Source organism: Pseudomonas allii (assembly GCF_055380095.1).
In genome coordinates, this window is the sequence record NZ_AP039450.1 from 25312 (window position 1) to 50270 (window position 24959).

Below are 24959 nucleotides of genomic sequence, written 5' to 3' on the forward strand. Positions count from 1 at the left end.
CCTAAGCTTGATCTTCGTCAACTGCGACCTACGTGGGTGCGGTGGTATCCTGTGCGCCCATTTGCCGCCGACGCCCAATGGCCTCGCGTAGCTTTGCCCGATTCAAGGTGATGCCATGACTACCCGCACCGAGGCTGTAAAGGCCTACCTGCTTGACCTGCAAGACCGCATTTGCAGCGCCCTGGAAACCTTCGAGACGGACACTCGCTTTATCGAAGACGCCTGGACCCGGCCTGCCGGCGGCGGCGGTCGCACCCGTGTGATTGCAAACGGTTCTGTCATCGAAAAAGGCGGCGTTAACTTTTCCCACGTCTTTGGCAGCGGCCTGCCACCGTCTGCCAGCGCGCATCGGCCTGAGCTGGCCGGTCGCGGTTTCGAGGCCCTGGGTGTGTCGCTGGTGATCCACCCGCATAACCCTCATGTGCCGACTTCCCACGCCAACGTGCGCTTTTTCATCGCAGAGAAAGAAGGCGAAGAGCCGGTGTGGTGGTTCGGCGGTGGCTTCGACCTCACGCCTTACTACGGCAACGAAGAAGACTGCATCCACTGGCACCGCGTGGCCGAGCAGGCCTGCGCGCCGTTCGGTCCTGACGTGTATTCGCGCTACAAAGCGTGGTGCGACACTTACTTCCACATCAAGCACCGCAACGAACCGCGCGGTATCGGCGGCCTGTTTTTCGATGACCTGAACGAGTGGGACTTCGACACCTGCTTCGCCTTCATCCGCGCCATCGGTGATGCCTACATCGACGCCTACCTGCCGATCGTGCAGCGCCGCAAGGCCATTGCCTACACCGAGCAACAGCGCGAATTCCAGGAATTCCGCCGGGGCCGCTACGTTGAATTCAACCTGGTCTACGACCGTGGCACCTTGTTCGGGTTGCAGTCGGGCGGGCGTACCGAGTCGATCCTGATGTCGCTGCCGCCGCAAGTGCGCTGGAGCTACGACTGGAAGGCCGAGGCCGGCAGCGAAGAAGCACGCCTCACCGACTACTTCCTGCAAGACCGTGACTGGTTGGGCCTTGCCGCGCCCAAGGCGGCTGTCTGATGGACCGTTATGTCGTGTTCGGCAACCCCATCGGCCACAGCAAGTCGCCGCTGATCCACCGCATGTTCGCCGAGCAGACCGGCGAGCAACTGGACTACAGCACCTTGCTGGCGCCGTTGGAGGATTTCACCGGCTGTGCCCGTGAGTTCTTTCAGCAGGGCCGTGGCGCCAACGTCACTGTACCGTTCAAGGAGGACGCCTACCGACTGGCCGACACCCTGACCGAGCGCGCCCAACGTGCCGGCGCGGTGAACACCTTGAGCAAGCTGGCCGATGGCAGCCTGTTGGGCGACAACACCGATGGCGCCGGCCTGGTGCGCGACCTCACCGTCAACGCCGGGTTGAGCCTGCAAGGCAAACGCATCCTGCTGCTGGGCGCGGGTGGTGCCGTGCGAGGCGCGTTGGAACCGTTGCTGGCCGAGCAACCCGCGTCACTGATCATCGCCAACCGCACCGTTGAAAAGGCCGAACTGCTCGCCGAGCTGTTCGACGACCTCGGCCCGGTATCTGCCAGCGGTTTCGACTGGCTGCGTGAGCCGGTGGACGTGATCATCAACGCCACGTCCGCCAGCCTGTCAGGCGATGTACCGCCGATTGCGGGCAGCCTGATCGAACCAGGCAAGACCTTTTGCTACGACATGATGTACGCCAAGGAACCGACCGCGTTCTGCCGTTGGGCGACTGAGCAAGGTGCATCCGTGGCGATGGATGGCCTGGGCATGCTGGTGGAACAGGCGGCGGAGGCCTTCTTCCTGTGGCGCGGCGTACGCCCGGATTCGGCGCCTGTATTGGCTGAACTTCGCCGCCAGTTGATCTGACACTGATCCAAATGTGGGAGGGGGCTTGCCCCCGATGAGGGAGTGTCAGTTGATACATCCATGGCTGACACACCGCTATCGGGGGCAAGCCTCCTCCCACATTGTTGATCGTTTTCAGTCTTGGAATTGGATGGGGCAATTGTCGGCCCCTTCCAGCTTTCTCAACTCTTCCACCACCTGCGGTCTGGCCCGGCGCAGCGTCAAACTGCGCCCTAAGCCACGCAAGCGCCGAGCCTCCTGGTGCAGCATCTCCACCCCTGAATAGTCGATAAAGTTGATCTGCTGCGCCTCGATCACCACTCGCTCGCCCTGCAGACTTTGCAGGCGCACTTGCAGGTAGTGGCTGGCGCCGAAAAAGATCGAGCCGCCCACCCGCAGTACATCCTCATCGCCGTCTCGCCACTGTTGTACCCGTGGCTGGGAGGTGCGCTTGAGGTAGAAAAACAGCGACGCCAGCACCCCGGCATAAATGGCGGTTTGCAATTCCAGCAGCAAGGTGGCCACACAGGTCAGGCTCATCACCACAAACTCGGCGCGACTGACGCGAAATAACGCCCGAATACCGCGACGGTCCACCAGCCCCCAACTGATCAGCAGGATGCTCGCGGCCATGCTCGGGATCGGAATGTGGGCGATCAACGCCGCGCCAAATAACGCGAACAACGCCACCCACAACGCGGAAAACACCCCGGCCAACGGCGAGCACGCGCCCGCCTCGTAGCTGAGGCCGGAGCGGGTGAACGAACCGGCTGACAGGTAGCCGGAGAAAAATCCGCCCACGATATTGGATAAACCCTGCGCACGGACTTCCTGGTTGGCGTCGAGCAACTGCTGTGAGCGCGCCGACAACGAGCGGGCAATCGACAGGCTGGTCACCAACCCGAGCATGCCCACTGCCACGGCACTCGGCAGCAGGCGCAGGAGCATGTCCAGGTCCATCGGCAGCGGGCTGAACGGCGGCAGTTTGCCGACAAACGAACTGACCAGCGCTACGTGCCCGAACATCGCCGGCCACAGCCACGCCACCAGGCTGCCCAGTGCCAGCGCAATCAGCAGCGTCGGCCAGCGAGGCACCAGGTATTTGAGCAGCGCGCCGACCAGCAACGTGCCAAGCCCTAGCAGGAGGGACGCATGGTCCCATTCGCCGCTGTGGTGGATCAGCGCCAATAGGCTATTGATGGCGGTGGCCTGGCTTGGCAGATCCAGCCCCAGCAGGTTGGGCAACTGGCCGAGGGCGATCACCACGGCGGCACCCAGGGTGAACCCGAGCACCACCGAGTGCGAGACAAAGTTCACCAACGCGCCGAAGCGCAGCATGCCCAACAGCCACTGGAAAACGCCGGCGAGGAAGGTCAGCAACAGGATGAGCGTGATGTAGTCCTGTGACCCCGGCACGGCCAATGGACTGACGCTGGCGTAGAGCACAATGGAAATTGCCGCCGTGGGCCCGCAGATCAAATGCCACGACGAACCCCAGAGGCAAGCGATCAGTACCGGGATGATTGCGGCGTACAGGCCGTATTCGGGTGGCAGACCCGCGATCAGCGCGTAGGCAATCGACTGTGGCAGGGCGAGGACTGCGCCACTGAGGCCCACCATCGCATCCCGACCGACGCTGGCGCGGGTCTGGCGCGGGAGCCAGCTCAGAAAGGGGAAGAGTGTGTGGCGGTTGGGCCGGGGCATCGCGGACTCGGGTCGGAAGGTTTGCATCAGAGTATCAGTACACACAGTGCCTATGTGGGAGGGGGCTTGCCCCCGATGAGGGAGTGTCAGTTGATACATCCATGGCTGACACACCGCTATCGGGGGCAAGTCCCCTCCCACATTTGAATTGCATCAGGCCTCAGAGTCTGGCTTTAACTGCAGGGAGTGCGTCTTTGCCGTCCAGTGTTTTTACACCTTCCAGCCACTTATCCAATACCGCCGGATTGGCCTTGATCCACGCCTTCGCCGCATCCGCGTTGCTGACCTTGTTGTTGGCCACCTCGGCCATGATGCCGTTCTCCATCTCCTGGGTAAAACTCAGGTTGGTCAGCAGTTTTCCTACATTGGGGCAGGCTTGCGCGTAACCCTTGCGGGTCAAGGTATACACGCTGCCAGTGTCACCAAAGTATTTCTCGCCACCCTTGAGGTAGCGCATTTTCAACTGCACGTTCATCGGATGCGGGGTCCAGCCGAGGAAGGTGACGAATTTCTGTTTCTTCACCGCTCGCGACACTTCGGCCAGCATCGCCTGTTCGCTGGACTCGACCAGCTTCCACTGGCCCAGGTCGAAGTCGTTCTTCTTGATGATTTCCTGCAACGAGATATTCGCCGGCGCACCGGAGCCGATGCCGTAGATCTTCTTGTCGAACTTGTCGGCAAACTTGTTCAGGTCGGCAAAATCATGCACCCCGGCGTCCCACACATAGTCCGGCACAGCGAGGGTGAACTCGGTGCCGTCGAGGTTTTTCGCCAGTTGCACCACGTCGCCATTGGCCACGAACTTGTCGTAGAAGCCCTGCTGCGCCGGCATCCAGTTGCCGAGGAACACGTCCACCTGGCCGTCCTTGAGCCCGCCAAAGGTGATCGGCACCGCCAGGGTGTCCACCTTCGGTTTGTAGCCCATGCCGGTCAGCAGGAAACCGGTGATGGCGTTGGTGGCTGCGATATCGCTCCAGCCCGGATCGGCCATTTTTACCGTTTCACAACTGGCGTCCGCGTACACGTTGGCGCTGGTCAGTACCAACAGGCTCAACATCACAGTCAACTTTTGCATGGCCTTCCCTCTGTATTTATTGGTTTTGGCAGGGTTGTGGAAAACGTGCCTTGCGCTCCAGGTCGTCGAGGTCGATATGGTTGCGCATGTATTGCTGACTGGCGTCCACCAGTGGCTGGTGATCCCAGCTCTTCAGCTTGCCCTGGGTGAGTGCCTCGAATACCAGGCGACGACGGCGTTGGCTGGCGAGCACCTGTTGGTGGATCGCCGGGATGTCCCATTTGGCCCGCGCCTCACTCAAAAACGCCTCGAACAGTGGCCGGTGTTCCGGTGACTGGCTGAGGTTCTCCCGCTCGTGCGGGTCGTTGTGCACATCGAACAGCAGACAAGGGTCGTCTTCGCTGTAGATGAATTTGTAGGCACCTCGGCGAATCATCATCAGCGGGCTGAGGGTGCCTTCGGCCATGTATTCGCCGAACACTTCGTCGTGCCCGCCCTGCCCTTGCAAGTGCGGGACCAGCGAGCGGCCGTCCAGCGGCAGGCGCGGGTCCAACTCGCCGCCGGCCAGTTCCACCAGGGTCGGCAGCAGGTCGGCGGTGGACACGGCTTTGGTCACGCGCCCCGCGCTGAACTGCCCCGGCGCGCTGACCAGCAACGGTACGCGGGCGGCCATTTCGAACCAGTGCATTTTGTACCAGAGCCCGCGTTCGCCGAGCATGTCGCCGTGGTCGCCGGAGAAAATGATGATGGTGTCGTCGGCCAGGCCGGTGTCTTCCAGGGTCTGCAGCAGCTTGCCGACGTTGCTGTCGATGTAGCTGCACGCGCCGAAATAGGCACGACGCGCATCACGGATCTTATCCACCGGCAGAGGCTTGTCCCACAGGTCGTAGACCTTGAGCAGGCGCTGGGAGTGGGGGTCGAGATCGCTTTGCGCGGGTCTTGTAGGCAACGGGATATCAGCGTCGTCGTACAGGTCCCAGAACGGCTTGGGAATGGTGTACGGGTCGTGCGGATGGGTCATCGACACCGTCAGGCAGAACGGTTGTTCGCCGTCTTCGCGGATATGGTCGAACAGGTATTGCTGGGCCTTGAATACCACCTCTTCGTCGAAATCCAGCTGGTTGGTGCGCACGCACGGGCCGGCTTGCAGCACCGACGACATATTGTGGTACCAGCTGGGGCGTACGTCCGGCTCGTCCCAGTTCACCGCCCAGCCATAGTCGGCGGGGTAGATGTCGCTGGTCAGGCGTTCTTCGTAACCGTGCAGTTGGTCGGGGCCGCAGAAGTGCATCTTGCCCGACAGCGCGGTGCGGTAGCCGAGGCGGCGCAGGTAGTGGGCGTAGGTCGGTACATCGGCGGGGAAATCGGCGGCGTTGTCGTAGGCGCCGATCTTGCTTGGCAACTGGCCGCTGACCAGGGTGAAGCGCGACGGTGCGCACAGCGGGCTGTTGCAGTACGCGGCATCGAACACCACGCCCTGTGCGGCGAGGCGGCTCAGGTTGGGCAATTTGATAGGGGAAGGTCCGTAGAACGGCAGCATCGGCGCGGCCATTTGATCGGCCATGATGAAAAGAATGTTCTTGCGCTTCATGATCTATCGGCATTCCATAGGCAGTGTTTATGCCAATGAGCATGCAGCCCATGGAAAATGGGGTAAAGCCCATGAAAAGCAATGTCTAGGATAAGCAGAGCTTATGTATGAAGCCCTTGGCGACCTGTCCCTCGATCTGTTGCGCGCGTTTGAAGCTGCGGCGCGCCACCGCAGTTTTACCGCCGCTGCCATGGAACTGGGTACCACCCAGCCCGCGATCAGCCAGCAGATCAAGCGCCTGGAAGAGCAACTGGCGATCCGCCTGTTTGATCGCATCTACCGTGGCATTGAGTTGACCGATGCCGGCGCCCTGTTATTCGAGCATGTGCAGGGCGGTCTGCAAAGCATCAACCAGGGACTGAGCCTGATCACCCAGCAGGACCAGCATGAAGTGCTGCAAGTGGCCACCGACTTCGCCTTCGCCGCCTATTGGCTGATGCCGCGGTTGCACCGCTTCCACCAGGCCAACCCCCAGGTGGACGTCAGCCTGGTGACCAGCGAGCGCAACCACGCGACCTTGCGCAGCGATATCGATGTGGCGGTGCTGTTTGGCGACGGCCGTTTCAAGCAGGGCGATAGCCTGTGGCTGTTCAACGAGGAAGTGTTCCCGGTGTGCAGCCCGCAGTGGCTGAAGACGCAGGCCACGCCGCTGACTGTACAAAATCTGCACGATTTCCCGCTGCTGCACCTGCGCCAGGAAAACAACAGCCAGTGGTTCGACTGGAGCGGCGTGTTTCGCGAACTGGGCATCACCACTGCGCCCACTCCCGGCCAGTTGCGCTTCGATAACTACACCCTGTTGATCCAGGCTGCGATTGCTGGCCAGGGCGTGGCCATCGGCTGGCGCCATCTGGTGGATAACCTGCTGGAACAGAACTGGCTGTGCCGGCCGGTGAGCGACACTGTGATCTCACGTTTCGGCTATTACGTGGTGCAACCCCAGCGCAAACGCCGAGGGCAGTTGGTGGAGCGTTTCGTCGACTGGCTGGTGGCCGAGCAGGCCAGCAGCGCACAGTCGCTGACCGGGCTGGCCCTGCCGTCGATTGCGGTCTAGCATCTGGCGCATATTGGATCCGGAGTGCGTCATGCAACGTATCAAGGGCTATCACGCCCATATCTACTTCGACGCGAACACTATCGAACAGGCGCGCACCTTGTGCGAAGACGCCGCTAAGCTGTTCCCGCTGCGCATGGGCCGTGTGCACGAGCGGCCTGTGGGGCCGCACCCGGACTGGAGCTGCCAGTTGGCGTTCGACCCGGAATACATCGGTGTGGTGCTGCCGTGGCTGGTGATCCATCGCAATGGCCTGGTGGTGTTCCTGCACCCCGATACCGGCGATGACCTGAAGGACCACACCGACTACGCCGTCTGGATGGGGGCGATGCGGGAGCTGAACTTGTCAGCCTTCTCGTAAATTCAAATCCCTAAATATGGGATTGATATTTATATATTGAGACTTCTTGCGCCGTAGGTTTATATTCGCTGCATCCGCTCAGAACTCAGGTGAAGCGATGCAGGCGCAATTGATCGCGCTCGATTGGGGAACCAGTTCCCTTCGTGCTTATAAACTCGGCCCCGCAGGCGCAGTGCTGGAACAGCGCTCGCTGGCGTGGGGCATCATGCATTTGCCGACTGAACCCCGGGACATTGCTGGCGTGCGTTGCAGCGATGGCTTCGAGTTGGCGTTCGATGCCGCGTGTGGTGACTGGCTCGACGCCGAGCCGGGTTTGCCGGTGATTGCCTGCGGCATGGTCGGCAGCGCCCAGGGCTGGAGCGAAGCGGCTTATCGCAATACCCCTGTCGATGTCGCCAGCCTCGGCCAGGCGCTGCATAAGGTGCGCAGCCTGCGTGGCGTGGACGTGCATATCGTGCCGGGCGTGATCGAGCAGATTGGCTTGCCCAACGTGATGCGCGGCGAAGAAACCCAAGTGCTGGGCGTGTTGCAGGGGCTGGGCACCGACGCATTGATCGGCCTGCCCGGGAGCCATTCCAAGTGGGTGGAGGTGGTCGATGGCTGCATCACCCACTTCGACACCTTCATGACCGGCGAGCTGTTTGCGGTGTTGAGCAAGCACAGCATCCTCGGACGCACCCAGCAACAATCCGCACAATTCCAGGCCGACGCCTTTGACCGAGGCGTGCAGGTGGCGCTGTCCAAAGACGGCCAGCGCGGCGTGCTGTCGACGCTGTTCAGTGCGCGCACCCTGGGCCTCACCGCCGAACTCACTGCCGAGCAGCAGCCTGATTACCTCTCCGGCTTGCTCATCGGCCACGAACTCGCCGGCCTGCCTGGCAGCGCCCGACACAAGCCGATCATCCTGGTCGGCGCCGCGCCCCTCTGCGCCCGCTATCAACGCGCCCTCGCCCTCTGCGGCTTCGCCCACGTCAGCCTGGCGCAAGAAGCCACCGAGCGCGGGTTGTGGCAATTGGCGGTAGCGTCCGGGCTCACTCAACCTGTATTGGAGGCCTGACATGCTCAAGCACGCACTCGCGCAAAACGGTTTGATCGCCATCCTGCGTGGCATTCGCCCCGACGAAGCCGAGGCCGTCGGCCAGGTGCTGTACGAGGCCGGGTTTCGGGTGATCGAAGTCCCGCTGAACTCGCCCGACCCTTACACCAGCATCCGCACCCTGCGCGACAGCCTGCCCGCCGATTGCCTGATTGGTGCTGGCACGGTGTTGCTGCCTGAACAGGTCGAGCAGGTGAAGGCGGCCGGTGGCCAGGTGATCGTGATGCCCCACAGCGATGCCAAGGTGCTGCGAGCGGCGAAGGCGGCGGGCCTGTTCCTGTCGCCAGGCGTTGCGACACCGACCGAAGCCTTCGCCGCACTGGCCGAGGGTGCTGATGTGTTGAAACTGTTCCCCGCCGAGCAAATGGGCCCGGCGGTGATCAAGGCGTGGCTGGCGGTACTGCCGGCAGGCACCTTGCTGCTGCCAGTCGGCGGCATTACCCCGGACAACATGCAGGTGTTTGTCGATGCCGGCGCCAAAGGGTTCGGGCTGGGTTCCGGGTTGTTCAAACCGGGTATGACAGTGGATCAGGTAGCGAGCCGTGCCCAGGCTTATGTCGCCGCCTGGAAAGCCCTGAGCTGATATCAAGTTCCGCGCCCCTGGCGCCGCATCTATAAGAGAGACAAGAGATGAAAATCACCAAACTGACGACCTTTATCGTCCCGCCGCGCTGGTGCTTCCTCAAGGTCGAGACCGACCAGGGCGTGACCGGCTGGGGTGAGCCCGTGGTCGAAGGCCGCGCCCACACCGTGGCGGCTGCCGTCGAAGAACTGTCCCACTACCTGATCGGCAAAGACCCGCGCAATATCGAAGACATCTGGACCGTGCTCTATCGTGGCGGCTTCTACCGCGGCGGTGCGGTGCACATGAGCGCCCTCGCCGGTATCGACCAGGCGCTGTGGGACATCAAGGGTAAGGCCCTCGGCGTGTCTGTCAGTGATCTGCTGGGTGGCCAGGTGCGCGACAAGATCCGCGTGTACTCGTGGATCGGTGGCGATCGCCCGGCCGACACCGCCCGCGCCGCCAAAGAGGCCGTGGCCCGAGGCTTCACCGCAGTGAAGATGAACGGCACTGAAGAACTGCAGTTCGTCGACAGCTTCGAGAAAGTCGACCTGGCCCTGGCCAACGTCGCCGCCGTGCGCGATGCGGTCGGCCCGAACGTCGGCATCGGCGTCGACTTCCATGGTCGGGTGCACAAGCCGATGGCCAAGGTGCTGATGAAAGAGCTGGACCCGTACAAACTGATGTTTATCGAAGAGCCGGTGCTCAGCGAAAACTACGAGGCACTCAAGGAACTCGCACCGCTGACCAGCACGCCGATTGCCCTGGGCGAGCGCCTGTTCTCGCGCTGGGACTTCAAGCGTGTGCTCAGCGAAGGCTATGTCGACATCATCCAGCCCGATGCTTCCCACGCCGGTGGCATCACCGAAACCCGCAAGATCGCCAACATGGCCGAGGCCTATGACGTGGCCCTGGCCCTGCACTGCCCGCTGGGCCCGATTGCCTTGGCGGCATGCCTGCAACTGGATGCGGTCTGCTACAACGCGTTTATCCAGGAGCAGAGCCTGGGCATTCACTACAACGAGAGCAACGACCTGCTCGACTATGTGCGCGACCCTGGCGTGTTCGACTATGACCAGGGCTTCGTGAAGATCCCCAACGGGCCGGGCCTGGGCATCGAGATCAACGAAGAATACGTGATCGAGCGCGCGGCCATCGGCCACCGCTGGCGCAACCCGATCTGGCGGCATGCCGACGGCAGCTTCGCCGAGTGGTGATGTCTCACTGAAGAAATGCGGTTAAAACTGTGGGAGCGGGCTTGCTCGCGAAAGCGGTGTGTCATTCAACACATCAGTGACTGAAGTACGGCTTTCGCGAGCAAGCCCGCTCCCACATTTTGATCCGGTTCTTCAGTAAAACCTGTCCTCAACAAACATAAGAAGAGGCAACCCCCATGCACCCTGAATCCTTCACCGGGCAGGCTTCTTTAGTCACGCCTACCAAAAAGCGTTTTTTCATCATGGTGCTGCTGTTCATCACCGTGGTGATCAATTACCTGGACCGCAGCAACCTGTCGATTGCCGCCCCGGCGCTGACCAGCGAACTGGGCATCGACCCGGTTCAGGTCGGGCTGATTTTCTCCGCGTTCGGCTGGACCTACGCTGCCATGCAGATCCCTGGCGGCTGGCTGGTGGACCGCGTGCCGCCGCGCATTCTCTATACGGTCGCGTTGATTTTGTGGTCCATCGCCACCGTTATGCTCGGCTTCGCTGCCAGTTTTATCGCGTTGTTCGTGCTGCGCATGGCGGTAGGTGCCCTTGAAGCGCCGGCGTATCCAATCAACAGCCGTGTGGTGACCACCTGGTTTCCCGAGCGCGAACGCGCCACGGCGATTGGCTTTTACACCTCGGGGCAGTTTGTCGGGCTGGCGTTCCTCACCCCGGTGCTGGCCTGGCTGCAACACGCCTTCGGCTGGCACATGGTGTTTGTCGTCACCGGTGGTGTTGGCATCCTGTGGGGGATCATCTGGTACGCGGTGTACCGCGAGCCGAAGGACTTCAAAGGCGCCAACGCCGCTGAAATCGAGCTGATCCGCGAAGGCGGTGGCCTGGTGGACATGCAGGAAAAAGCCGCCAAGGCGCCGTTCAGCTGGGTCGACCTGGGGATCGTGCTGAGCAAGCGCAAACTCTGGGGCATCTACCTGGGGCAGTTCTGCCTGAACTCCACGCTGTGGTTCTTCCTGACGTGGTTCCCCACCTACCTGGTGAAATATCGCGGCATGGACTTCATCAAATCCGGCCTGCTGGCATCGTTGCCGTTCCTCGCGGCGTTTGTCGGCGTGCTGTGTTCCGGGATCTTTTCCGACTGGCTGATTCGTCGCGGCGCGTCGGTGGGTTTTGCGCGCAAGTTGCCGATCATTGGCGGGCTGCTGATCTCCACCGCGATCATCGGCGCCAACTATGTGGACTCGACGGCCTGGGTGATTGCGTTCCTGGCGGTGGCGTTCTTTGGCAATGGCCTGGCGTCGATTACCTGGTCGCTGGTGTCGACCCTGGCACCGGCCCGCCTGTTGGGACTGACCGGTGGTGTGTTCAACTTCATCGGCAACCTGTCGGCGATCGCCACGCCGATTGTGATTGGGTTTCTGGCCAGTGGTGATTCGTTTGCGCCGGCGATTACCTACATCGCGGTGCTGGCCTTGCTCGGGGCGCTCTCTTACGTGTTGCTGGTCGGTAAGGTCGAACGCATTCAGCTGAACGAATAACCTGCGGTGAGGGCGCTTGTTGTGGCGAGCATGCTTGTTGTGGTGAGCGGGCTTGCCCCGCTCGCCACAGAAGCCTGTTCGCGACAATATTAATTATCGTCGTGGCCTAGTTGAGCACGCCGTCGAGGATCTCGTAGACGATGCCCGTGCCCACTGCGATCAGCACAACATCCGGCCCCGAACGGCGCCACTCATAACCCGGGTACACCGGCAGGCGCGCGAGGGCGCGGTTGTCGAGGCGTTCTCCGTAGTAACCACGGGGCAACGGCTGGCCACGCACCAGGCGCACATTGGGCGGCGGTGGTGCGCCACGGGAGAACTGGCCGTGGTTGTCATGGATGATCTGGCGTACCGGGCCGAAGTCCTGGGGTGGGCCGCCGCGACGGTTGTCCTGCGGGCCGCGATGGTCGTCGCCATGTTGCTCGTGCTGGCCCTGCGGGCCGCCACGGTCGGGGCCGCCTTGGTCATAAGGCGCGGCTTGCACCAGCGCGCTGGCGCCAAGCACCAGCACGCCAAGGCCTGCAATCACGGATTTGGGCATTTTCATCGGGTATTCCTCAGGGCACGCAAACAAAAAAGGGACGTCGAACGAGGTTCGAAGTCCCTTGGTCTTGCTGTTTAGGCCGTGCCTGAGCGGGTTGATTCCTCTGTATCAGGAACTTTACCTACCGCTTACGGGGCCCTTACTTACGGGCGTTACGCACGCCTTCCGACAATGCCGCACACAGGCTCAACACGCCGTCGATGGCTTGCTGGTCATTCCTGGCATTGGCGATGTGATCGATCAGCGCCGAACCCACCACCACACCGTCGGCCAAGCGGGCGATGGCCGCCGCTTGTTCCGGTGTGCGGATACCGAAGCCGATGCTGATCGGCAGGTCGGTGTGGCGACGCAGGCGGGTCACGGCTTCTTCGACGTGTTCCAGGGTCGCCGCGCCGGCACCGGTCACGCCGGCGACCGACACGTAGTACACGAAGCCGGAGCTGCCGTTGAGCACGGTGGGCAGGCGTACATCGTCGGTGGTCGGCGTGGTCAGGCGGATAAAGTCGATGCCTGCGGCCTGGGCCGGGTCGCACAGCTCACCGTTATGCTCGGGCGGCACGTCGACCACGATCAGGCCGTCCACCCCGGCTTCCTTGGCGTCGGCGATGAACTGCGGCACGCCGTATTTGTGGATCGGGTTGAAGTAGCCCATCAACACCAGCGGCGTGTCGTCGTTGTCCTTACGGAACTCGCGGACCATCTGCAGGGTTTTCACCAGGTTCTGCTTGGCATTCAACGCACGGATGTTGGCCAGCTGAATGGCCGGGCCGTCCGCCATCGGATCGGTGAAGGGCATGCCCAACTCGATCACATCGGCACCAGCGGCCGGCAGGCCTTTGAGGATGGCCAGGGAAGTGTCATAGCCAGGGTCGCCAGCGGTGACGAAGGTCACCAGGGCGGCGCGGTTTTGTTGTTTCAACTGAGCGAAGCGGGTGTGCAGGCGGCTCATCAGTGTTTCTCCTGCTGGGACTGTTCCATATGGTGCATCACGGTCTGCATGTCTTTGTCGCCACGGCCCGACAGGTTCACCACCATCAGGTGATCCTTCGGCAGGGTCGGGGCGCGCTTGAACACTTCGGCCAGGGCGTGGGCGCTTTCCAGGGCTGGAATGATCCCTTCCAGGCGGCAGCATTTGTGGAAGGCGTCGAGGGCTTCGTCGTCGGTCACCGAGGTGTACTGGACGCGGCCGATGTCATGCAACCAGGCGTGTTCCGGGCCGATGCCGGGGTAATCCAGGCCGGCGGAAATCGAGTGGGCGTCGATGATCTGGCCGTCGTCGTCCTGCAGCAGGAAGGTGCGGTTGCCGTGCAGTACACCCGGTACGCCACCGTTGAGGCTGGCGGCGTGCTTGCCGGTTTCGATGCCGTGGCCGGCGGCTTCAACGCCGATGATTTCGACGCGGGTGTCATCCAGGAACGGGTGGAACAGGCCCATGGCGTTGGAACCCCCGCCGATGCATGCCACCAGGCTGTCCGGCAGGCGGCCTTCCTGGGCTTGCAGTTGGTCGCGGGTTTCCTTGCCGATCACGGCCTGGAAGTCGCGCACCATGGCTGGGTAAGGGTGTGGGCCGGCCACGGTGCCGATCAGGTAGAAGGTGCTGTCGACGTTGGTCACCCAGTCACGCAGGGCTTCGTTCATCGCGTCCTTGAGGGTGCCGGTGCCCGCGACCACCGGGATCACTTCGGCGCCCAGCAGCTTCATGCGGAACACGTTGGCCTGTTGGCGCTCGATATCAGTGGTGCCCATGTAGATCACGCATTGCAGGCCGAAGCGCGCAGCCACGGTGGCGGTCGCCACGCCGTGCATGCCGGCGCCGGTCTCGGCGATGATGCGTTTTTTGCCCATGCGCCGCGCCAGCAGGATCTGGCCGATGCAGTTGTTGATTTTGTGTGCGCCGGTGTGGTTCAGCTCTTCGCGCTTGAGGTAGATCTTGGCACCGCCGCAGAATTCGGTCAGGCGCTCGGCGAAATACAGCGGGCTCGGTCGACCGACGTAATCGCGCTGGAAGTAGGCCAATTCCTCGTTGAACGCCGGATCGATCTTGGCCGCTTCGTATTCGCGGGCCAGGTCGAGGATCAACGGCATCAGGGTTTCAGCGACGTAACGGCCGCCAAACGCGCCGAACAGGCCGTTGGCGTCTGGGCCGTTGCGTAGATCGGTCTGGGACTGAGTCATGGGACGCTCCAGGAGAGAATGGGTGTGGGAAACAATGAGGGCCACTCTACCCCTGACGTCCTGCGCTGAAAACCGATAAGATCGCCGCAACCTGTCAGGAAAACTCACAGATGAGCCGAGACCTTCCACCCCTGAATGCCCTGCGTGCCTTTGAAGCGACTGCGCGATTGAACAGCGTCAGCCAGGCGGCTGAGCAATTGCATGTGACCCATGGCGCGGTCAGCCGGCAGTTGAAGGTACTGGAAGAGCGCTTGGGCGTGAGTTTGTTCGTCAAGGAGGGGCGCGGCCTTAAACTCACAGATGCCGGTGCCCGTTTGCGCGACGCCAGCGCCGAGGCGTTCGAACGGTTGCGGGATGTGTGCGCCGAACTCACCCAGAGCAGTGCCGACGCGCCGTTCGTGCTGGGTTGCTCGGGCAGCTTGCTGGCGCGCTGGCTGATCCCGCGCCTGGGCCGCTTGAACGCGGACCTGCCGGACCTGCGCCTGCACCTGTCGGCGGGTGACGGTGACCTTGACCCCCGGCGCCCCGGCCTGGATGCCTTGCTGGTGTTCGCCGAGCCACCCTGGCCTGCGGATATGCAGGTGTATGAGCTGGCCAGCGAACGCATCGGCCCGGTGATGAGCCCGCGTTTCGTCGGCTACGAGCGGCTGCGCCAGGCGCCCGCGTCGGCGTTGTGTGGCGAAGCGTTGTTGCACACCACTTCACGTCCGCAAGCCTGGCCCAGTTGGGCGCGGCAACACGGCATCGAACCCGGCACGTTGAAGCACGGCCAGGGGTTTGAGCATTTGTATTATTTGCTGGAGGCAGCAGTGGCTGGGCTGGGCGTTGCGATAGCGCCGGAGCCGCTGGTTGTCGAAGACGTGCGTGCGGGTCGCCTGGTGACGCCGTGGGGTTTCTGTGAAACCCCGGCGCACCTGGCGTTATGGCTACCCAAGCGCGCCGCAGACGGGCGCGCCGGGCAACTGGCGCAGTGGCTCAAGGCTGAGCTGTTGCGCCAGCCTGTTTAGTCACCGCGCTTGCACAGCAGGTAGGCGGCCAGCAGGCCCAGTGCGCCTACGGCAACACCGGCTGTAGTCCATGGGTGCTCTTGGGCGTAGTCCCGGGTTGCAACACCGGTTTCGCGGATTTTGACTTTGCTTTCTTCGTAGGCATCGCTGATCAGGTGGCGGGAGTGCTTGAGGGCATTCTCGGCATTGCTTTTCAGGGCCTTCAAGGTTTTGCGCGATTCGTCAGACGCATCGTCCTTGAGGCTTTCCAGAGACTTGAGCAGGCTCGAAATCTCGGCTTCCATGCTTTCCAGCGACGCTTTGCGTAAAGAAGTGTTGGCCATGTGGACTCTCCTGAAGTGATTGAGTGGCGTGTGTAGATACCGACTGCGGCCGTTTCAGAAAGTGCAGTTAATCTGAACTTTCAGGTAGGAATGGTCGCCAGAAGCAGTACGAACATTGACTGCTACGCTTGCTTAACGACCCTTAGGAGAACTGCCATGAGTGATCATCACACCTACAAGAAAGTCGAATTGGTCGGCTCGTCGACCACCAGTATTGAAGATGCGATCAACAATGCTGTCGCTGAAGCCAACAAGAGCATCAAGCATCTCGAGTGGTTTGAAGTGACTGAAACACGCGGCCATATCGAGAATGGCAAGGTTGCGCACTATCAGGTCACCCTCAAGGTAGGGTTCCGAATTGCCAGTAGTTGATCGCAGCGGTTGAACTTGCTGACTGGCCGATTGCCATAACCTGCGCTACAACCAATGGGTGCCGATGCCACAAGCGTCGGCACGCTCTTTTTGATCAGTGCAAGGAAAGTAACGGATGAAGAAGTTCCTGTTAGCGGTAGGTTTGTTGAGCATTGCCGGTACAGCCCTGGCGGCGGGCAAGCCTTGTGAAGAGCTGAAAAGCGAGATTGCGGCGAAAATCGACGCCAAGGGCGCTTCGGGCTATTCGTTGGAAGTGGTGGATAAAGGCGCTTCTACCGACGCTAAAGTGGTCGGCAGCTGCGAAGGCGGCACCAAGGAAATCGTCTACAAGCGCGGTTAATCCCGTGTTCCAGACATAAAAAACCGACGCGAGTGCGTCGGTTTTTTTTCGCCTGAGGGTTTCAGCCCTTCATCAACTGCGCCAGCAACTCGTAGGAATGAATCCGATCGGCGTGCTCGTACAGGTCGCAGGTAAAGATCAGCTCATCGGCACCGGTTTGTTCGATCAGCACCTCCAGCTTGGCGCGGATCTTCGCCGGGCTACCGACCATGGCCAGGCCGAGGAAGCTGCCGACCGCGTCTTTTTCATGGGGCAGCCACAGGCCGTCCATGGTTTTCACCGGTGGGCGCTGCACCAGGCTTTGCCCGCGCATCAGCGCGAGGATGCGTTGGTAGACCGAGGTGGCGAGGTAGTCGGCTTGTTCATCTGTGTCTGCGGCGACCAGCGGAATACCGAGCATCACGTAGGGTTTGTCCAGCACGGCCGAAGGCTTGAAGTGATTGCGGTACACGCGAATCGCCTCATGCATCAGGCGCGGTGCGAAATGTGAGGCGAAGGCGTAGGGCAAACCGCGTTCGCCCGCCAATTGCGCGCTGAACAGGCTGGAGCCCAGCAGCCACACCGGTACGTTGGTGCCGGTACCGGGGACGGCGATCACCCGTTGGTCGGGGGTGCGTGGGCCGAGGTAGGCCATCAGCTCCGCCACATCTTCGGGGAAATCGTCGGCACTGCCGGAGCGCTCACGGCGCAGGGCGCGGGCGGTCATCTGGTCGGAGCCGGGCGCGCGGCCCAGGCCCAGGTCGATACGGCCGGGGTAGAGGCTTTCCAGGGTGCCGAACTGTTCGGCGATCACCAGCGGCGCGTGGTTGGGCAGCATCACGCCGCCGGAGCCGACGCGAATGGTGGAAGTACCGCCGGCCAGGTAACCCAGCAGCACCGAGGTGGCCGAACTGGCGATACCGTCCATGTTGTGGTGTTCAGCCACCCAGAAACGGTTGTAGCCGAACTTTTCGACATGCTGGGCCAGGTCCAGGGAATTGCGCAGCGACTGCGCCGGACTGCCGTTGGCGCGTACGGGCACCAGGTCGAGGGTCGAAAACTTTACGTCGGACAGCGATTTCATAAGCCTGCTTCTCCAAAGGGGCCGCAGGCTTTTTAGACGAACCAAAACCTGCCGCTTCATGTGCATGTTCTATGCAATGAGGGCATATACCCGAGATTCAATAGCAGGCCAGGAAATTTCCTACTGAATCGCTAGGTTTCTCTCACAAGATGAACTTTGCCTGGCCGACTATCCTCAGAACCCTTACTGACGCAAAACCACCGTTCGAGGAGACCGCTATGAGTATCGTTAAAAAAGCATCCGCGCATTGGGAAGGTGACCTGAAGACCGGCCTGGGCTCCATTTCCACGGAAACCGGCGTACTGCGCGAAGCGCCCTACGGCTTCAAGGCCCGTTTCGAGGGCGGTAAGGGCACTAACCCGGAAGAACTGATCGGTGCTGCCCACGCAGGTTGTTTCTCCATGGCGTTTTCCATGATTCTCGGCGACGCCGGGCTCAAGGCTGACAGCATCGATACCCAGGCCGAAGTGACCCTGGACCAGGTTGACGGTGGTTTTGCGATCACCGCTGTGCACCTGGTGCTCAAGGCCAAGATTCCGGGCGCAAGCCAGGCGCAGTTCGAGGAGCTGAGCAAAAAAGCCAAGGAAGGATGCCCGGTATCCAAAGTGCTGAACGCGAAAATCAGCCTGGATGCCACCTTGGTTGGCTAACGCAGTAGGTCCAATGTGGGAGGGGGCTTGCCCCCGATTGCGTTTGATCAGCAACAGAGATGTTGACTGCTTCACCGCTATCGGGGGCAAGTCGAATCGTCGCACCGCCCCTCCCACATTTTGTTCTGCGTTGGATCAGAACTCGTGTTTTGTCAGTGTGGTCCTATTACCATGCAGCCTAGGCGCACACTCGTGCGCAGTGCATTCAGGGAGCTTCACACATGAAACGTTTTGCCTTGGCGATCATCTGCGGTGTAGTGGCCACATCGGCTGTGGCCGCGCCAAAAGACTGCGAAGAGCTCAGGAAGGAGATCGAGGTCAAGATCCAGGCTAACGCGGTGCCGTCCTACACCCTGGAGATCGTCAGCAAGGAAGAAGCCGACAAGCACGACAGCGCCATGGTCGTCGGCAGCTGTGAGAACGGCACCAAGGCCATCGTCTACCAGAAGAACAACGACTGATCAGATGCAGTTGACGCTGCGTTCTTCTGCGAGCAACTGACGCGCCGCGTCATACAACCGGATGTTGGGTGTGAAGGCCAGCGAGCGCCCTTCCAGCACATAGCGCTGGCCCGCCTGGAAATGGTCGTATTCCAGGGTCATGAAGCAGGTGCGGTACATCATCTGACTGAGCCCACCCAAACCGCCGCCGGCGGGGACTTCAAAGTCGAAACGAACCATCAGTTCATGATGGCCGGGCGGCATTTGGAAAAAACGCCCGTCATCCAGGTTCTTGCCGTCCAAGCGTTGCGCCATTACCAGCTTGGACCCCGGCGTCGGCGTGGTGAAATCAACCCACGCCTGTTGCGGGTCTACCGGTGGCACCGGGGTGGTGGTGCAGGCACTGAGGAACAAGGCGGCGACGGGAAACCAGAGCTGACGCATGGCAGGCACTCACGTAGGAAAGAGTTCAGCCTGATGCCAGCGGCGACAGACTCCTTGTGAGTATAAACACGTCTCGCCATGGAAAAATTCCGCCTGGGCGCGATAGTCTGGCGAGCAAATTACCCAGGAGCGGTCGGGGCATGGTCAGGCGTTTTCTTCCAGGGTTGCTGGTTGTGCTGCTCAGCGGCTGTTCCAGTGTCAGCTATTACAGCCAGTTGGCCAGTGGTCAGTGGCAATTGCTGCGCGCCCGGGAGCCGGTGGCGCAGGTGATCGCCGACCCTTCCCGCCCAGTGCTGTTGCGCGAGCACCTGGCGCAATCGCAAAAGGCGCGTACGTTCGCCAGTGAACACCTGCATCTGCCTGACAACCAGAGCTACAGGTTGTATGCCGACATTGGCCGACCCTATGTGGTCTGGAACGTCTTCGCTACGCAGGAGTTTTCCCTGTCTCCCGAAACCCATTGCTTCCCTATCGCGGGTTGTGTGGCCTATCGCGGCTACTACAACCAGGGCGCGGCGCGTGGTGAGGCGGCGTTGTTGAAGCAGCGAGGCATGGACGTGTCGATCGGCGGTGTCGAGGCCTATTCCACCTTGGGCTGGTTCAACGACCCGATCATGAACTCGATGATGAACTGGGGTGATGAGCGGCTGGCCACGTTGATCTTCCATGAGCTGGCGCACCAGCGTTTCTATGTGAAGGACGACACCGAGTTCAATGAGTCGTTTGCCAATTTCGTCGAGCAGGAAGGCACGCGCCAGTGGCGTGCTGCACGGGGCTTGGCGCCGCAGAGCCTGTCGGCGTCGAAGCAGCGTGATGAGTTCATTCAGCTGATCCTCGATACCCGCCAACGCTTGGAAAAACTCTATGCCCAACCCTTGGCCACTGATGTGATGCGCCAGGCGAAGTCGGCCGAGTTCGAGCGTCTGCGTCGCGATTACCGGCAACTGCGCGACAGCCAGTGGGGCGGGGACAAGCGTTATGACGCGTGGATCAACCAACCCATGAACAATGCGCGGTTGTTACCGTTTGGGCTGTATGACCAGTGGGTGCTGGCGTTTGCGGCGTTGTTTGCGCGGGAAGGTGGGGATTGGGTGAGGTTTTATAAGGCGGTGGAGAAGCTGGGTGGGTTGCCGGTGGAGCAGCGCAAGGCGGCGTTGAGGCAGTTGGAAGGGGGTGCTTTTTAGGGCCTCATCGGGGGCAAGTCGAGTCGTCGCACCGCCCCTCCCACATTTTGACCGTGTACGCCGGTCAATTGTGGGAGGGGGCTTGCCCCCGATGGCGGTCTCAAAGTCGCTGCAAAAACGCCTGATGCATCTGATCCAGCGTCTCAAAATGCCAGGTCGGCGCCTCGGCATTCAGCTCCTCGAAACTGCCGAACCCATACCCCACCGCCGCCGAATCCAGCCCATTCTTGTGCGCGCCGATCAGGTCATGCTTGCGATCACCGATCATCAAGGTGGTGGCCGGATCCAGGCCTTCCTCGCTCATCAGGTGGGCGATCAGTTCGACTTTGTTGGTGCGCGTCCCGTCCAGCTCGCTGCCGTAGATCACCTTGAAGTGCTTGGCAAAGTCGAAATGCCGGGCGATTTCGCGCGCAAACACCCAGGGTTTGGAAGTGGCGACGTAGAGCTGGCGGCCTTGACCGTTCAACGCTTCCAGCAGCGGCATCACGCCGTCGAACACACGGTTCTCATAAAGCCCGGTGACCTTGAAACGCTCGCGATAGAAATTCACCGCTTCCCACGCCTTGGCTTCGTCAAAGCCGTAGAACTGCATGAATGCTTGCAGCAAGGGCGGGCCGATGAAGTGTTCGAGTTTGGTCAGGTCCGGCTCGTGGACCCCCAACTTGCCGAGGGCGTACTGGATCGAGCGGGTGATGCCCTCGCGTGGATCGGTGAGCGTGCCGTCCAGGTCGAACAGGACGGTTTGGTAAGGCAGGGTCATCGGTCGAATCCTTCAGCCAGGTGCAGGTCTTTGAGCTTCACGTAGTTCGCGGCGCTGTAGGTGAAAAAGGCGCGTTCCTTGTCAGTCAACGGGCGGATCTGTTTGACCGGGCTGCCGACATACAGGAAGCCACTTTCGAGCTTCTTGCCCGGCGGCACCAGGCTGCCGGCGCCGATGATCACGTCGTCCTCGACCACGGCGCCATCCATCACAATGCTGCCCATGCCGATCAGGATGCGGCTGCCGACTGTGCAGCCATGCAGCATGACCTTGTGGGCGATGGTCACGTCGTCGCCGATCAGCAGCGGGAAACCGTCCGGGTTGAACGGCCCGGCATGGGTGATGTGCAGCACACAGCCATCCTGCACGCTGGTGCGCGCACCGATGCGGATGCGGTGCATGTCGCCACGGATCACGGTCAGTGGCCAGACCGAGCTGTCGGCGCCGATTTCGACATCGCCGATCACCACCGCCGAAATATCGACAAAAGCCCCGGCGCCCAGGGCTGGCGTGTGGTTCTGATAGGTGCGAAGGGTCACGATAGCCTCTCTCTCTTCTGCTGATAGCTGCGGTGGGCGTTGATTGTAATTAAGATGGCCCCATCTTTGTTCTTACATGTTTCTTCAGCCAAGGTGCCCACCGTGAGCGCGAACAACCCTCTTCTGCAGTCCTACGACCTGCCGCCGTTCTCGGCGATCCGTGCCGAGCACGTCCAGCCGGCCATCGAACAGATCCTGGCCGACAACCGCGTTGCCATCGAAGGCATCCTGCAAAGCCAGGGGGAAAATCCGACATGGGCCGGTCTGGTTCTGGCCATGGACGAACTGAACGACCGCCTGGGCGCCGCCTGGAGCCCGGTCAGCCACCTCAACGCCGTGTGCAACAGCGCTGAACTGCGCGAAGCCTACGAAGGCTGCCTGCCGGCATTGAGTGCGTACTCTACCGAGATGGGCCAGAACCGCGAACTGTTCCAGGCCTTTGAGGCCTTGGCCAACAGCCCGGAAGCCGCCGGTTTCGACGTGGCGCAAAAAACCATCCTGGAACATTCCCTGCGTGACTTCCGCCTGTCCGGCATCGATCTGCCGCCGGAGCAGCAAAAACGTTACGCCGAAGTGCAGAGCAAACTCTCCGAGCTGGGCAGCAAGTTCTCCAACCAATTGCTGGACGCGACCCAGGCCTGGACCAAACACGTCACCGATGAAGCCACCCTCGCCGGCCTGACCGACTCGGCCAAGGCGCAGATGGCCGCCGCCGCCCAGGCCAAAGGCCTCGACGGCTGGCTGATCACTCTGGAATTCCCTAGCTACTACGCCGTCATGACCTACGCTCAGGATCGCGCGCTGCGTGAAGAAGTCTACGCGGCCTACTGCACCCGTGCGTCGGACCAAGGCCCGAATGCCGGTCAGAACGATAACGGCCCAGTGATGGAACAGATCCTCGACCTGCGCCAGGAGCTGGCCCAGTTGCTGGGTTATGCGTCGTTCTCCGAACTGAGCCTGGCCACCAAGATGGCCGAGTCCAGCGACCAGGTGCTGAGCTTTTTGCGTGATTTGGCCAAGCGCAGCAAGCCGTTCGCCGCCCAAGACCTGCAACAGCTCAAGGCCTATGCTGCCGAACAAGGCTGTGCGGACCTGCAGAGCTGGGACAGCGGTTTCTACGGCGAAAAACTCCGCGAGCAGCGCTACAGCGTGTCCCAGGAAGCCTTGCGCGCCTACTTCCCGATCGACAAAGTGCTGGGCGGTCTGTTCGCCATCGTGCAGCGCCTGTACGGCATCGAGATCGCCGAGCAAAAAGGCTTCGACACCTGGCACCCGGATGTCCGCCTGTTTGAAATCAAGGAAAACGGCCAGCACGTGGGCCGCTTTTTCTTCGACCTGTACGCCCGCGCCAACAAGCGTGGCGGTGCCTGGATGGACGGTGCACGCGACCGTCGCCGCACAATCGACGGCGCCCTGCAAAGCCCGGTGGCCAACCTGGTGTGCAACTTCACCCCGGCCGACAGCGGCAAGCCTGCCCTGCTGACCCACGACGAAGTCACTACGCTGTTCCACGAATTCGGCCACGGCCTGCATCACCTGTTGACCCGTGTTGAACACGCTGGCGTGTCTGGCATCAACGGCGTGGCCTGGGATGCGGTGGAACTGCCGAGCCAGTTCATGGAGAACTGGTGCTGGGAGCCGGAAGGCCTGGCACTGATATCTGGTCACTATGAAACCGGCGAGCCGCTGCCCCAGGACCTGCTGGAAAAAATGCTCGCAGCGAAAAACTTCCAGTCCGGCCTGATGATGGTGCGCCAGCTGGAGTTCTCGCTGTTCGACTTTGAGCTGCACGCCACCCATGGCGATGGTCGCAGCGTGGCCCAGGTGCTCGAAGGGGTGCGTGATGAGGTGTCGGTGATGCGTCCGCCGGCCTACAACCGCTTCCCCAACAGTTTTGCGCACATCTTCGCTGGCGGTTATGCGGCGGGTTACTACAGCTACAAGTGGGCCGAAGTGCTGTCGGCGGATGCCTTCTCCAAGTTCGAAGAAGACGGCGTACTCAATGCCGAGACCGGCCGTGCCTTCCGCGAAGCAATCCTGGCGCGTGGCGGTTCCCAGGAGCCGATGGTGCTGTTCGTCGACTTCCGCGGACGTGCGCCGTCGATTGACGCACTCTTGCGCCACAGCGGCCTGAGTGAGGACGCGGCAGCATGAGTGAAGGGCCTGTGATTACCAAAAAGCAATTCATCGCCGGGGCGGTCTGCCCGGCGTGCAGTGAGCCGGACAAGCTTAAGATGTGGACCGAGGACAGCGTGCCGCACCGTGAGTGTGTGGCCTGCGGTTATACCGACACGTTGAATGACCAAGGGTTATCGGTGCCCAAGGAATTGGGCACGCGGGTCAATACCACGGCGTTGAAAGCGCCGGCGGACCCGAAGGTGCAGGCGGTGCAGTTTTTCCCCAATCCCAAGCTGAAAAAGGACTGATACCCGCTTAGGGTGTCAGCACCACTTCAGCGTCTTTCTTGGGTTCGACACGGCTGCTGCTGGCCGTGTTGAGCCAGCTTTTCATTGAGCACAGCGCGAATTCACTGGTGCTGCAGTCGCCATTTGCCAAGGCGGTGCGTAACTTGTCGATATCAGCCTTCATCATGTAGCGAACGCCGTCCTTGAAGCCATTGCTGGTGCCAAACCCGCCCAAGGTCATTTCGTTCAGCGCGTCTTCCTTGCTCCACCCCTGAATCACCACCCGATACATCGCGGCCATCAGGCCGGTGCGATCAGAGCCGTGCTTGCAATGCATCAGCACCGGCCCGTTGGCTTCGGCTTCCTGGATGGCTCTGAGTGCCGCCAGTACGTCGGAATCGTCGACATGGTTCGTGCGATAAGTCAGCTGTACCTGTTTGATATCAGATGACTTCAACCAGGCGGCATCAGATTCCGGCAGAAAGTTGATCACTGTACCGATCTTGAGTTTTTCCAACTCAGGCACGGCGCTGCTATCGGGCAAAGCGCTGCGATAGAGCGTTGGCGTCATTTGGTGCAGGTTGAATTGGTTGCCCACTGGCTGGGCCCACTCGGGTGAACGAATGGACGAAGTCTCATCGGCCTGGGCGTGAACGGCGCCGAGCAGTGCCATGAGTGCCAGGCCGAGAGCAGGCAGCAATCGAGTGTTGGACATGCGCTTTGTGACCCAATAGGGAAATGGCTGATGGAGCGCAGATTCGCCTAGGGGGGGTCAACACCG

General features: G+C 61.4%; 28 protein-coding genes. 16 read left to right on the forward strand and 12 right to left on the reverse strand.

Annotated elements, in window-relative coordinates; genetic code table 11:
- Positions 1-115 precede the first annotated feature (115 nt).
- Both hemF and aroE read left to right on the forward strand, forming a co-directional pair.
- The gene (gene hemF / locus ACZ445_RS00115; protein ID WP_058424385.1) at positions 116-1048 is read left to right on the forward strand and encodes an oxygen-dependent coproporphyrinogen oxidase; all 933 of its coding nucleotides are present in this window, start codon (positions 116-118) and stop codon (positions 1046-1048) included.
- Positions 1048-1866, forward strand: a complete 819-nt coding sequence (aroE, locus tag ACZ445_RS00120; protein WP_058424386.1) for a shikimate dehydrogenase — start codon at positions 1048-1050, stop codon at positions 1864-1866. Before hemF ends, aroE begins: the two co-directional genes overlap by 1 nt.
- A gap of 114 nt (positions 1867-1980) precedes the next feature.
- Here aroE and ACZ445_RS00125 read toward each other — a convergent pair whose 3' ends face one another.
- The 3 genes from ACZ445_RS00125 to betC all read right to left on the reverse strand — a co-directional run bounded on the left by ACZ445_RS00125 (position 1981) and on the right by betC (position 6155).
- A complete protein-coding gene (locus ACZ445_RS00125) occupies positions 1981-3549 on the reverse strand; it encodes a SulP family inorganic anion transporter (RefSeq protein WP_058424468.1) in 1569 nt (522 codons plus the stop codon).
- 160 nt (positions 3550-3709) lie between these two features.
- A complete protein-coding gene (gene choX / locus ACZ445_RS00130; protein WP_058424387.1) occupies positions 3710-4624 on the reverse strand; it encodes a choline ABC transporter substrate-binding protein in 915 nt (304 codons plus the stop codon).
- 16 nt (positions 4625-4640) lie between these two features.
- Positions 4641-6155: a choline-sulfatase gene (betC, locus tag ACZ445_RS00135; RefSeq protein WP_058424388.1), complete on the reverse strand. Its 1515-nt coding sequence runs from the start codon at positions 6153-6155 to the stop codon at positions 4641-4643.
- A gap of 103 nt (positions 6156-6258) precedes the next feature.
- On the opposite strand from betC, the gene ACZ445_RS00140 reads away from it, so the two are divergent.
- The 6 genes from ACZ445_RS00140 (at position 6259) to ACZ445_RS00165 (ending at position 11932) form a co-directional block, all read left to right on the forward strand.
- Positions 6259-7209 carry a choline sulfate utilization transcriptional regulator gene (locus tag ACZ445_RS00140; protein WP_058424389.1) on the forward strand — a complete coding sequence of 317 codons (951 nt, stop codon included), beginning with the start codon at positions 6259-6261 and terminating at the stop codon, positions 7207-7209.
- A 31-nt stretch (positions 7210-7240) separates the two neighbouring features.
- Positions 7241-7570 (forward strand): DOPA 4,5-dioxygenase family protein, encoded by a 330-nt coding sequence (locus ACZ445_RS00145; RefSeq protein WP_058424390.1) that lies wholly within the window; start codon positions 7241-7243, stop codon positions 7568-7570.
- A gap of 97 nt (positions 7571-7667) precedes the next feature.
- Entirely contained in the window at positions 7668-8627 is a 960-nt protein-coding gene (locus ACZ445_RS00150) for a 2-dehydro-3-deoxygalactonokinase (RefSeq protein WP_058424391.1), read from the forward strand.
- Between the two features lies 1 nt (position 8628).
- Positions 8629-9249 carry a 2-dehydro-3-deoxy-6-phosphogalactonate aldolase gene (locus tag ACZ445_RS00155; RefSeq protein WP_058424392.1) on the forward strand — a complete coding sequence of 207 codons (621 nt, stop codon included), beginning with the start codon at positions 8629-8631 and terminating at the stop codon, positions 9247-9249.
- Positions 9250-9296: 47 nt separating this feature from the next.
- Positions 9297-10445, forward strand: coding sequence for a galactonate dehydratase (gene dgoD, locus ACZ445_RS00160; RefSeq protein ID WP_464707880.1), 1149 nt, complete (start codon positions 9297-9299; stop codon positions 10443-10445).
- 176 nt (positions 10446-10621) lie between these two features.
- A complete protein-coding gene (locus ACZ445_RS00165; protein WP_058424393.1) occupies positions 10622-11932 on the forward strand; it encodes an MFS transporter in 1311 nt (436 codons plus the stop codon).
- Between the two features lie 106 nt (positions 11933-12038).
- Here ACZ445_RS00165 and ACZ445_RS00170 read toward each other — a convergent pair whose 3' ends face one another.
- The 3 genes from ACZ445_RS00170 to trpB form a co-directional block, all read right to left on the reverse strand.
- Positions 12039-12479 (reverse strand): anti-virulence regulator CigR family protein, encoded by a 441-nt coding sequence (locus ACZ445_RS00170; RefSeq protein WP_248485530.1) that lies wholly within the window; start codon positions 12477-12479, stop codon positions 12039-12041.
- A gap of 136 nt (positions 12480-12615) precedes the next feature.
- Positions 12616-13425, reverse strand: a complete 810-nt coding sequence (gene trpA, locus ACZ445_RS00175; protein WP_464704630.1) for a tryptophan synthase subunit alpha — start codon at positions 13423-13425, stop codon at positions 12616-12618.
- Positions 13425-14651: a tryptophan synthase subunit beta gene (gene trpB / locus ACZ445_RS00180; RefSeq protein ID WP_464704631.1), complete on the reverse strand. Its 1227-nt coding sequence runs from the start codon at positions 14649-14651 to the stop codon at positions 13425-13427. The genes trpA and trpB overlap by 1 nt, the downstream gene beginning before the upstream one ends.
- Positions 14652-14761: 110 nt before the next feature.
- Here trpB and ACZ445_RS00185 point away from each other — a divergent pair, with 110 nt between their 5' ends.
- Positions 14762-15658, forward strand: coding sequence for a LysR family transcriptional regulator (locus ACZ445_RS00185; RefSeq protein WP_464707882.1), 897 nt, complete (start codon positions 14762-14764; stop codon positions 15656-15658).
- Here the strand turns inward: ACZ445_RS00185 and ACZ445_RS00190 are convergent.
- A complete protein-coding gene (locus ACZ445_RS00190) occupies positions 15655-15981 on the reverse strand; it encodes an ElaB/YgaM/YqjD family protein (protein ID WP_003170746.1) in 327 nt (108 codons plus the stop codon). The two genes, ACZ445_RS00185 and ACZ445_RS00190, sit on opposite strands and share 4 nt — an antisense overlap.
- Positions 15982-16137: 156 nt before the next feature.
- Between ACZ445_RS00190 and ACZ445_RS00195 the strand changes: the two genes are divergently transcribed.
- Entirely contained in the window at positions 16138-16353 is a 216-nt protein-coding gene (locus tag ACZ445_RS00195; protein ID WP_049710778.1) for a dodecin, read from the forward strand.
- A gap of 115 nt (positions 16354-16468) precedes the next feature.
- On the forward strand, positions 16469-16693 hold the full coding sequence (locus ACZ445_RS00200; RefSeq protein ID WP_058424398.1) for a DUF1161 domain-containing protein: 225 nt from the start codon (positions 16469-16471) through the stop codon (positions 16691-16693).
- A gap of 61 nt (positions 16694-16754) precedes the next feature.
- Here ACZ445_RS00200 and ACZ445_RS00205 read toward each other — a convergent pair whose 3' ends face one another.
- Positions 16755-17756: an LLM class flavin-dependent oxidoreductase gene (locus ACZ445_RS00205; RefSeq protein WP_021491416.1), complete on the reverse strand. Its 1002-nt coding sequence runs from the start codon at positions 17754-17756 to the stop codon at positions 16755-16757.
- Positions 17757-17974: 218 nt separating this feature from the next.
- Between ACZ445_RS00205 and ACZ445_RS00210 the strand changes: the two genes are divergently transcribed.
- Both ACZ445_RS00210 and ACZ445_RS00215 read left to right on the forward strand, forming a co-directional pair.
- Complete coding sequence (locus ACZ445_RS00210) at positions 17975-18406, forward strand: OsmC family protein (protein ID WP_058424399.1); 432 nt, start codon at positions 17975-17977, stop codon at positions 18404-18406.
- Between the two features lie 221 nt (positions 18407-18627).
- Positions 18628-18867: a DUF1161 domain-containing protein gene (locus ACZ445_RS00215; protein WP_058424400.1), complete on the forward strand. Its 240-nt coding sequence runs from the start codon at positions 18628-18630 to the stop codon at positions 18865-18867.
- Here ACZ445_RS00215 and ACZ445_RS00220 read toward each other — a convergent pair whose 3' ends face one another.
- Positions 18868-19290, reverse strand: coding sequence for a PA0061/PA0062 family lipoprotein (locus ACZ445_RS00220; protein WP_058424401.1), 423 nt, complete (start codon positions 19288-19290; stop codon positions 18868-18870).
- Between the two features lie 140 nt (positions 19291-19430).
- Between ACZ445_RS00220 and ACZ445_RS00225 the strand changes: the two genes are divergently transcribed.
- A complete protein-coding gene (locus tag ACZ445_RS00225; protein ID WP_058424402.1) occupies positions 19431-20474 on the forward strand; it encodes an aminopeptidase in 1044 nt (347 codons plus the stop codon).
- A 100-nt stretch (positions 20475-20574) separates the two neighbouring features.
- On the opposite strand, the gene ACZ445_RS00230 is transcribed toward ACZ445_RS00225, so the two are convergent.
- Together ACZ445_RS00230 and ACZ445_RS00235 are read right to left on the reverse strand one after the other, a co-directional pair.
- Complete coding sequence (locus tag ACZ445_RS00230; RefSeq protein ID WP_058424403.1) at positions 20575-21234, reverse strand: HAD family hydrolase; 660 nt, start codon at positions 21232-21234, stop codon at positions 20575-20577.
- Complete coding sequence (locus ACZ445_RS00235) at positions 21231-21773, reverse strand: gamma carbonic anhydrase family protein (RefSeq protein WP_058424404.1); 543 nt, start codon at positions 21771-21773, stop codon at positions 21231-21233. Before ACZ445_RS00235 ends, ACZ445_RS00230 begins: the two co-directional genes overlap by 4 nt.
- A 54-nt stretch (positions 21774-21827) precedes the next feature.
- On the opposite strand from ACZ445_RS00235, the gene prlC reads away from it, so the two are divergent.
- The gene (prlC, locus tag ACZ445_RS00240) at positions 21828-23927 is read left to right on the forward strand and encodes an oligopeptidase A (protein WP_183133309.1); all 2100 of its coding nucleotides are present in this window, start codon (positions 21828-21830) and stop codon (positions 23925-23927) included.
- Positions 23924-24199 (forward strand): YheV family putative zinc ribbon protein, encoded by a 276-nt coding sequence (locus ACZ445_RS00245; RefSeq protein WP_020301415.1) that lies wholly within the window; start codon positions 23924-23926, stop codon positions 24197-24199. The genes prlC and ACZ445_RS00245 overlap by 4 nt, the downstream gene beginning before the upstream one ends.
- A 7-nt stretch (positions 24200-24206) precedes the next feature.
- Here the strand turns inward: ACZ445_RS00245 and ACZ445_RS00250 are convergent, their stop codons facing one another.
- The gene (locus ACZ445_RS00250; protein WP_179030117.1) at positions 24207-24893 is read right to left on the reverse strand and encodes a dual specificity protein phosphatase family protein; all 687 of its coding nucleotides are present in this window, start codon (positions 24891-24893) and stop codon (positions 24207-24209) included.
- Between the last annotated feature and the right edge of the window lie 66 nt (positions 24894-24959).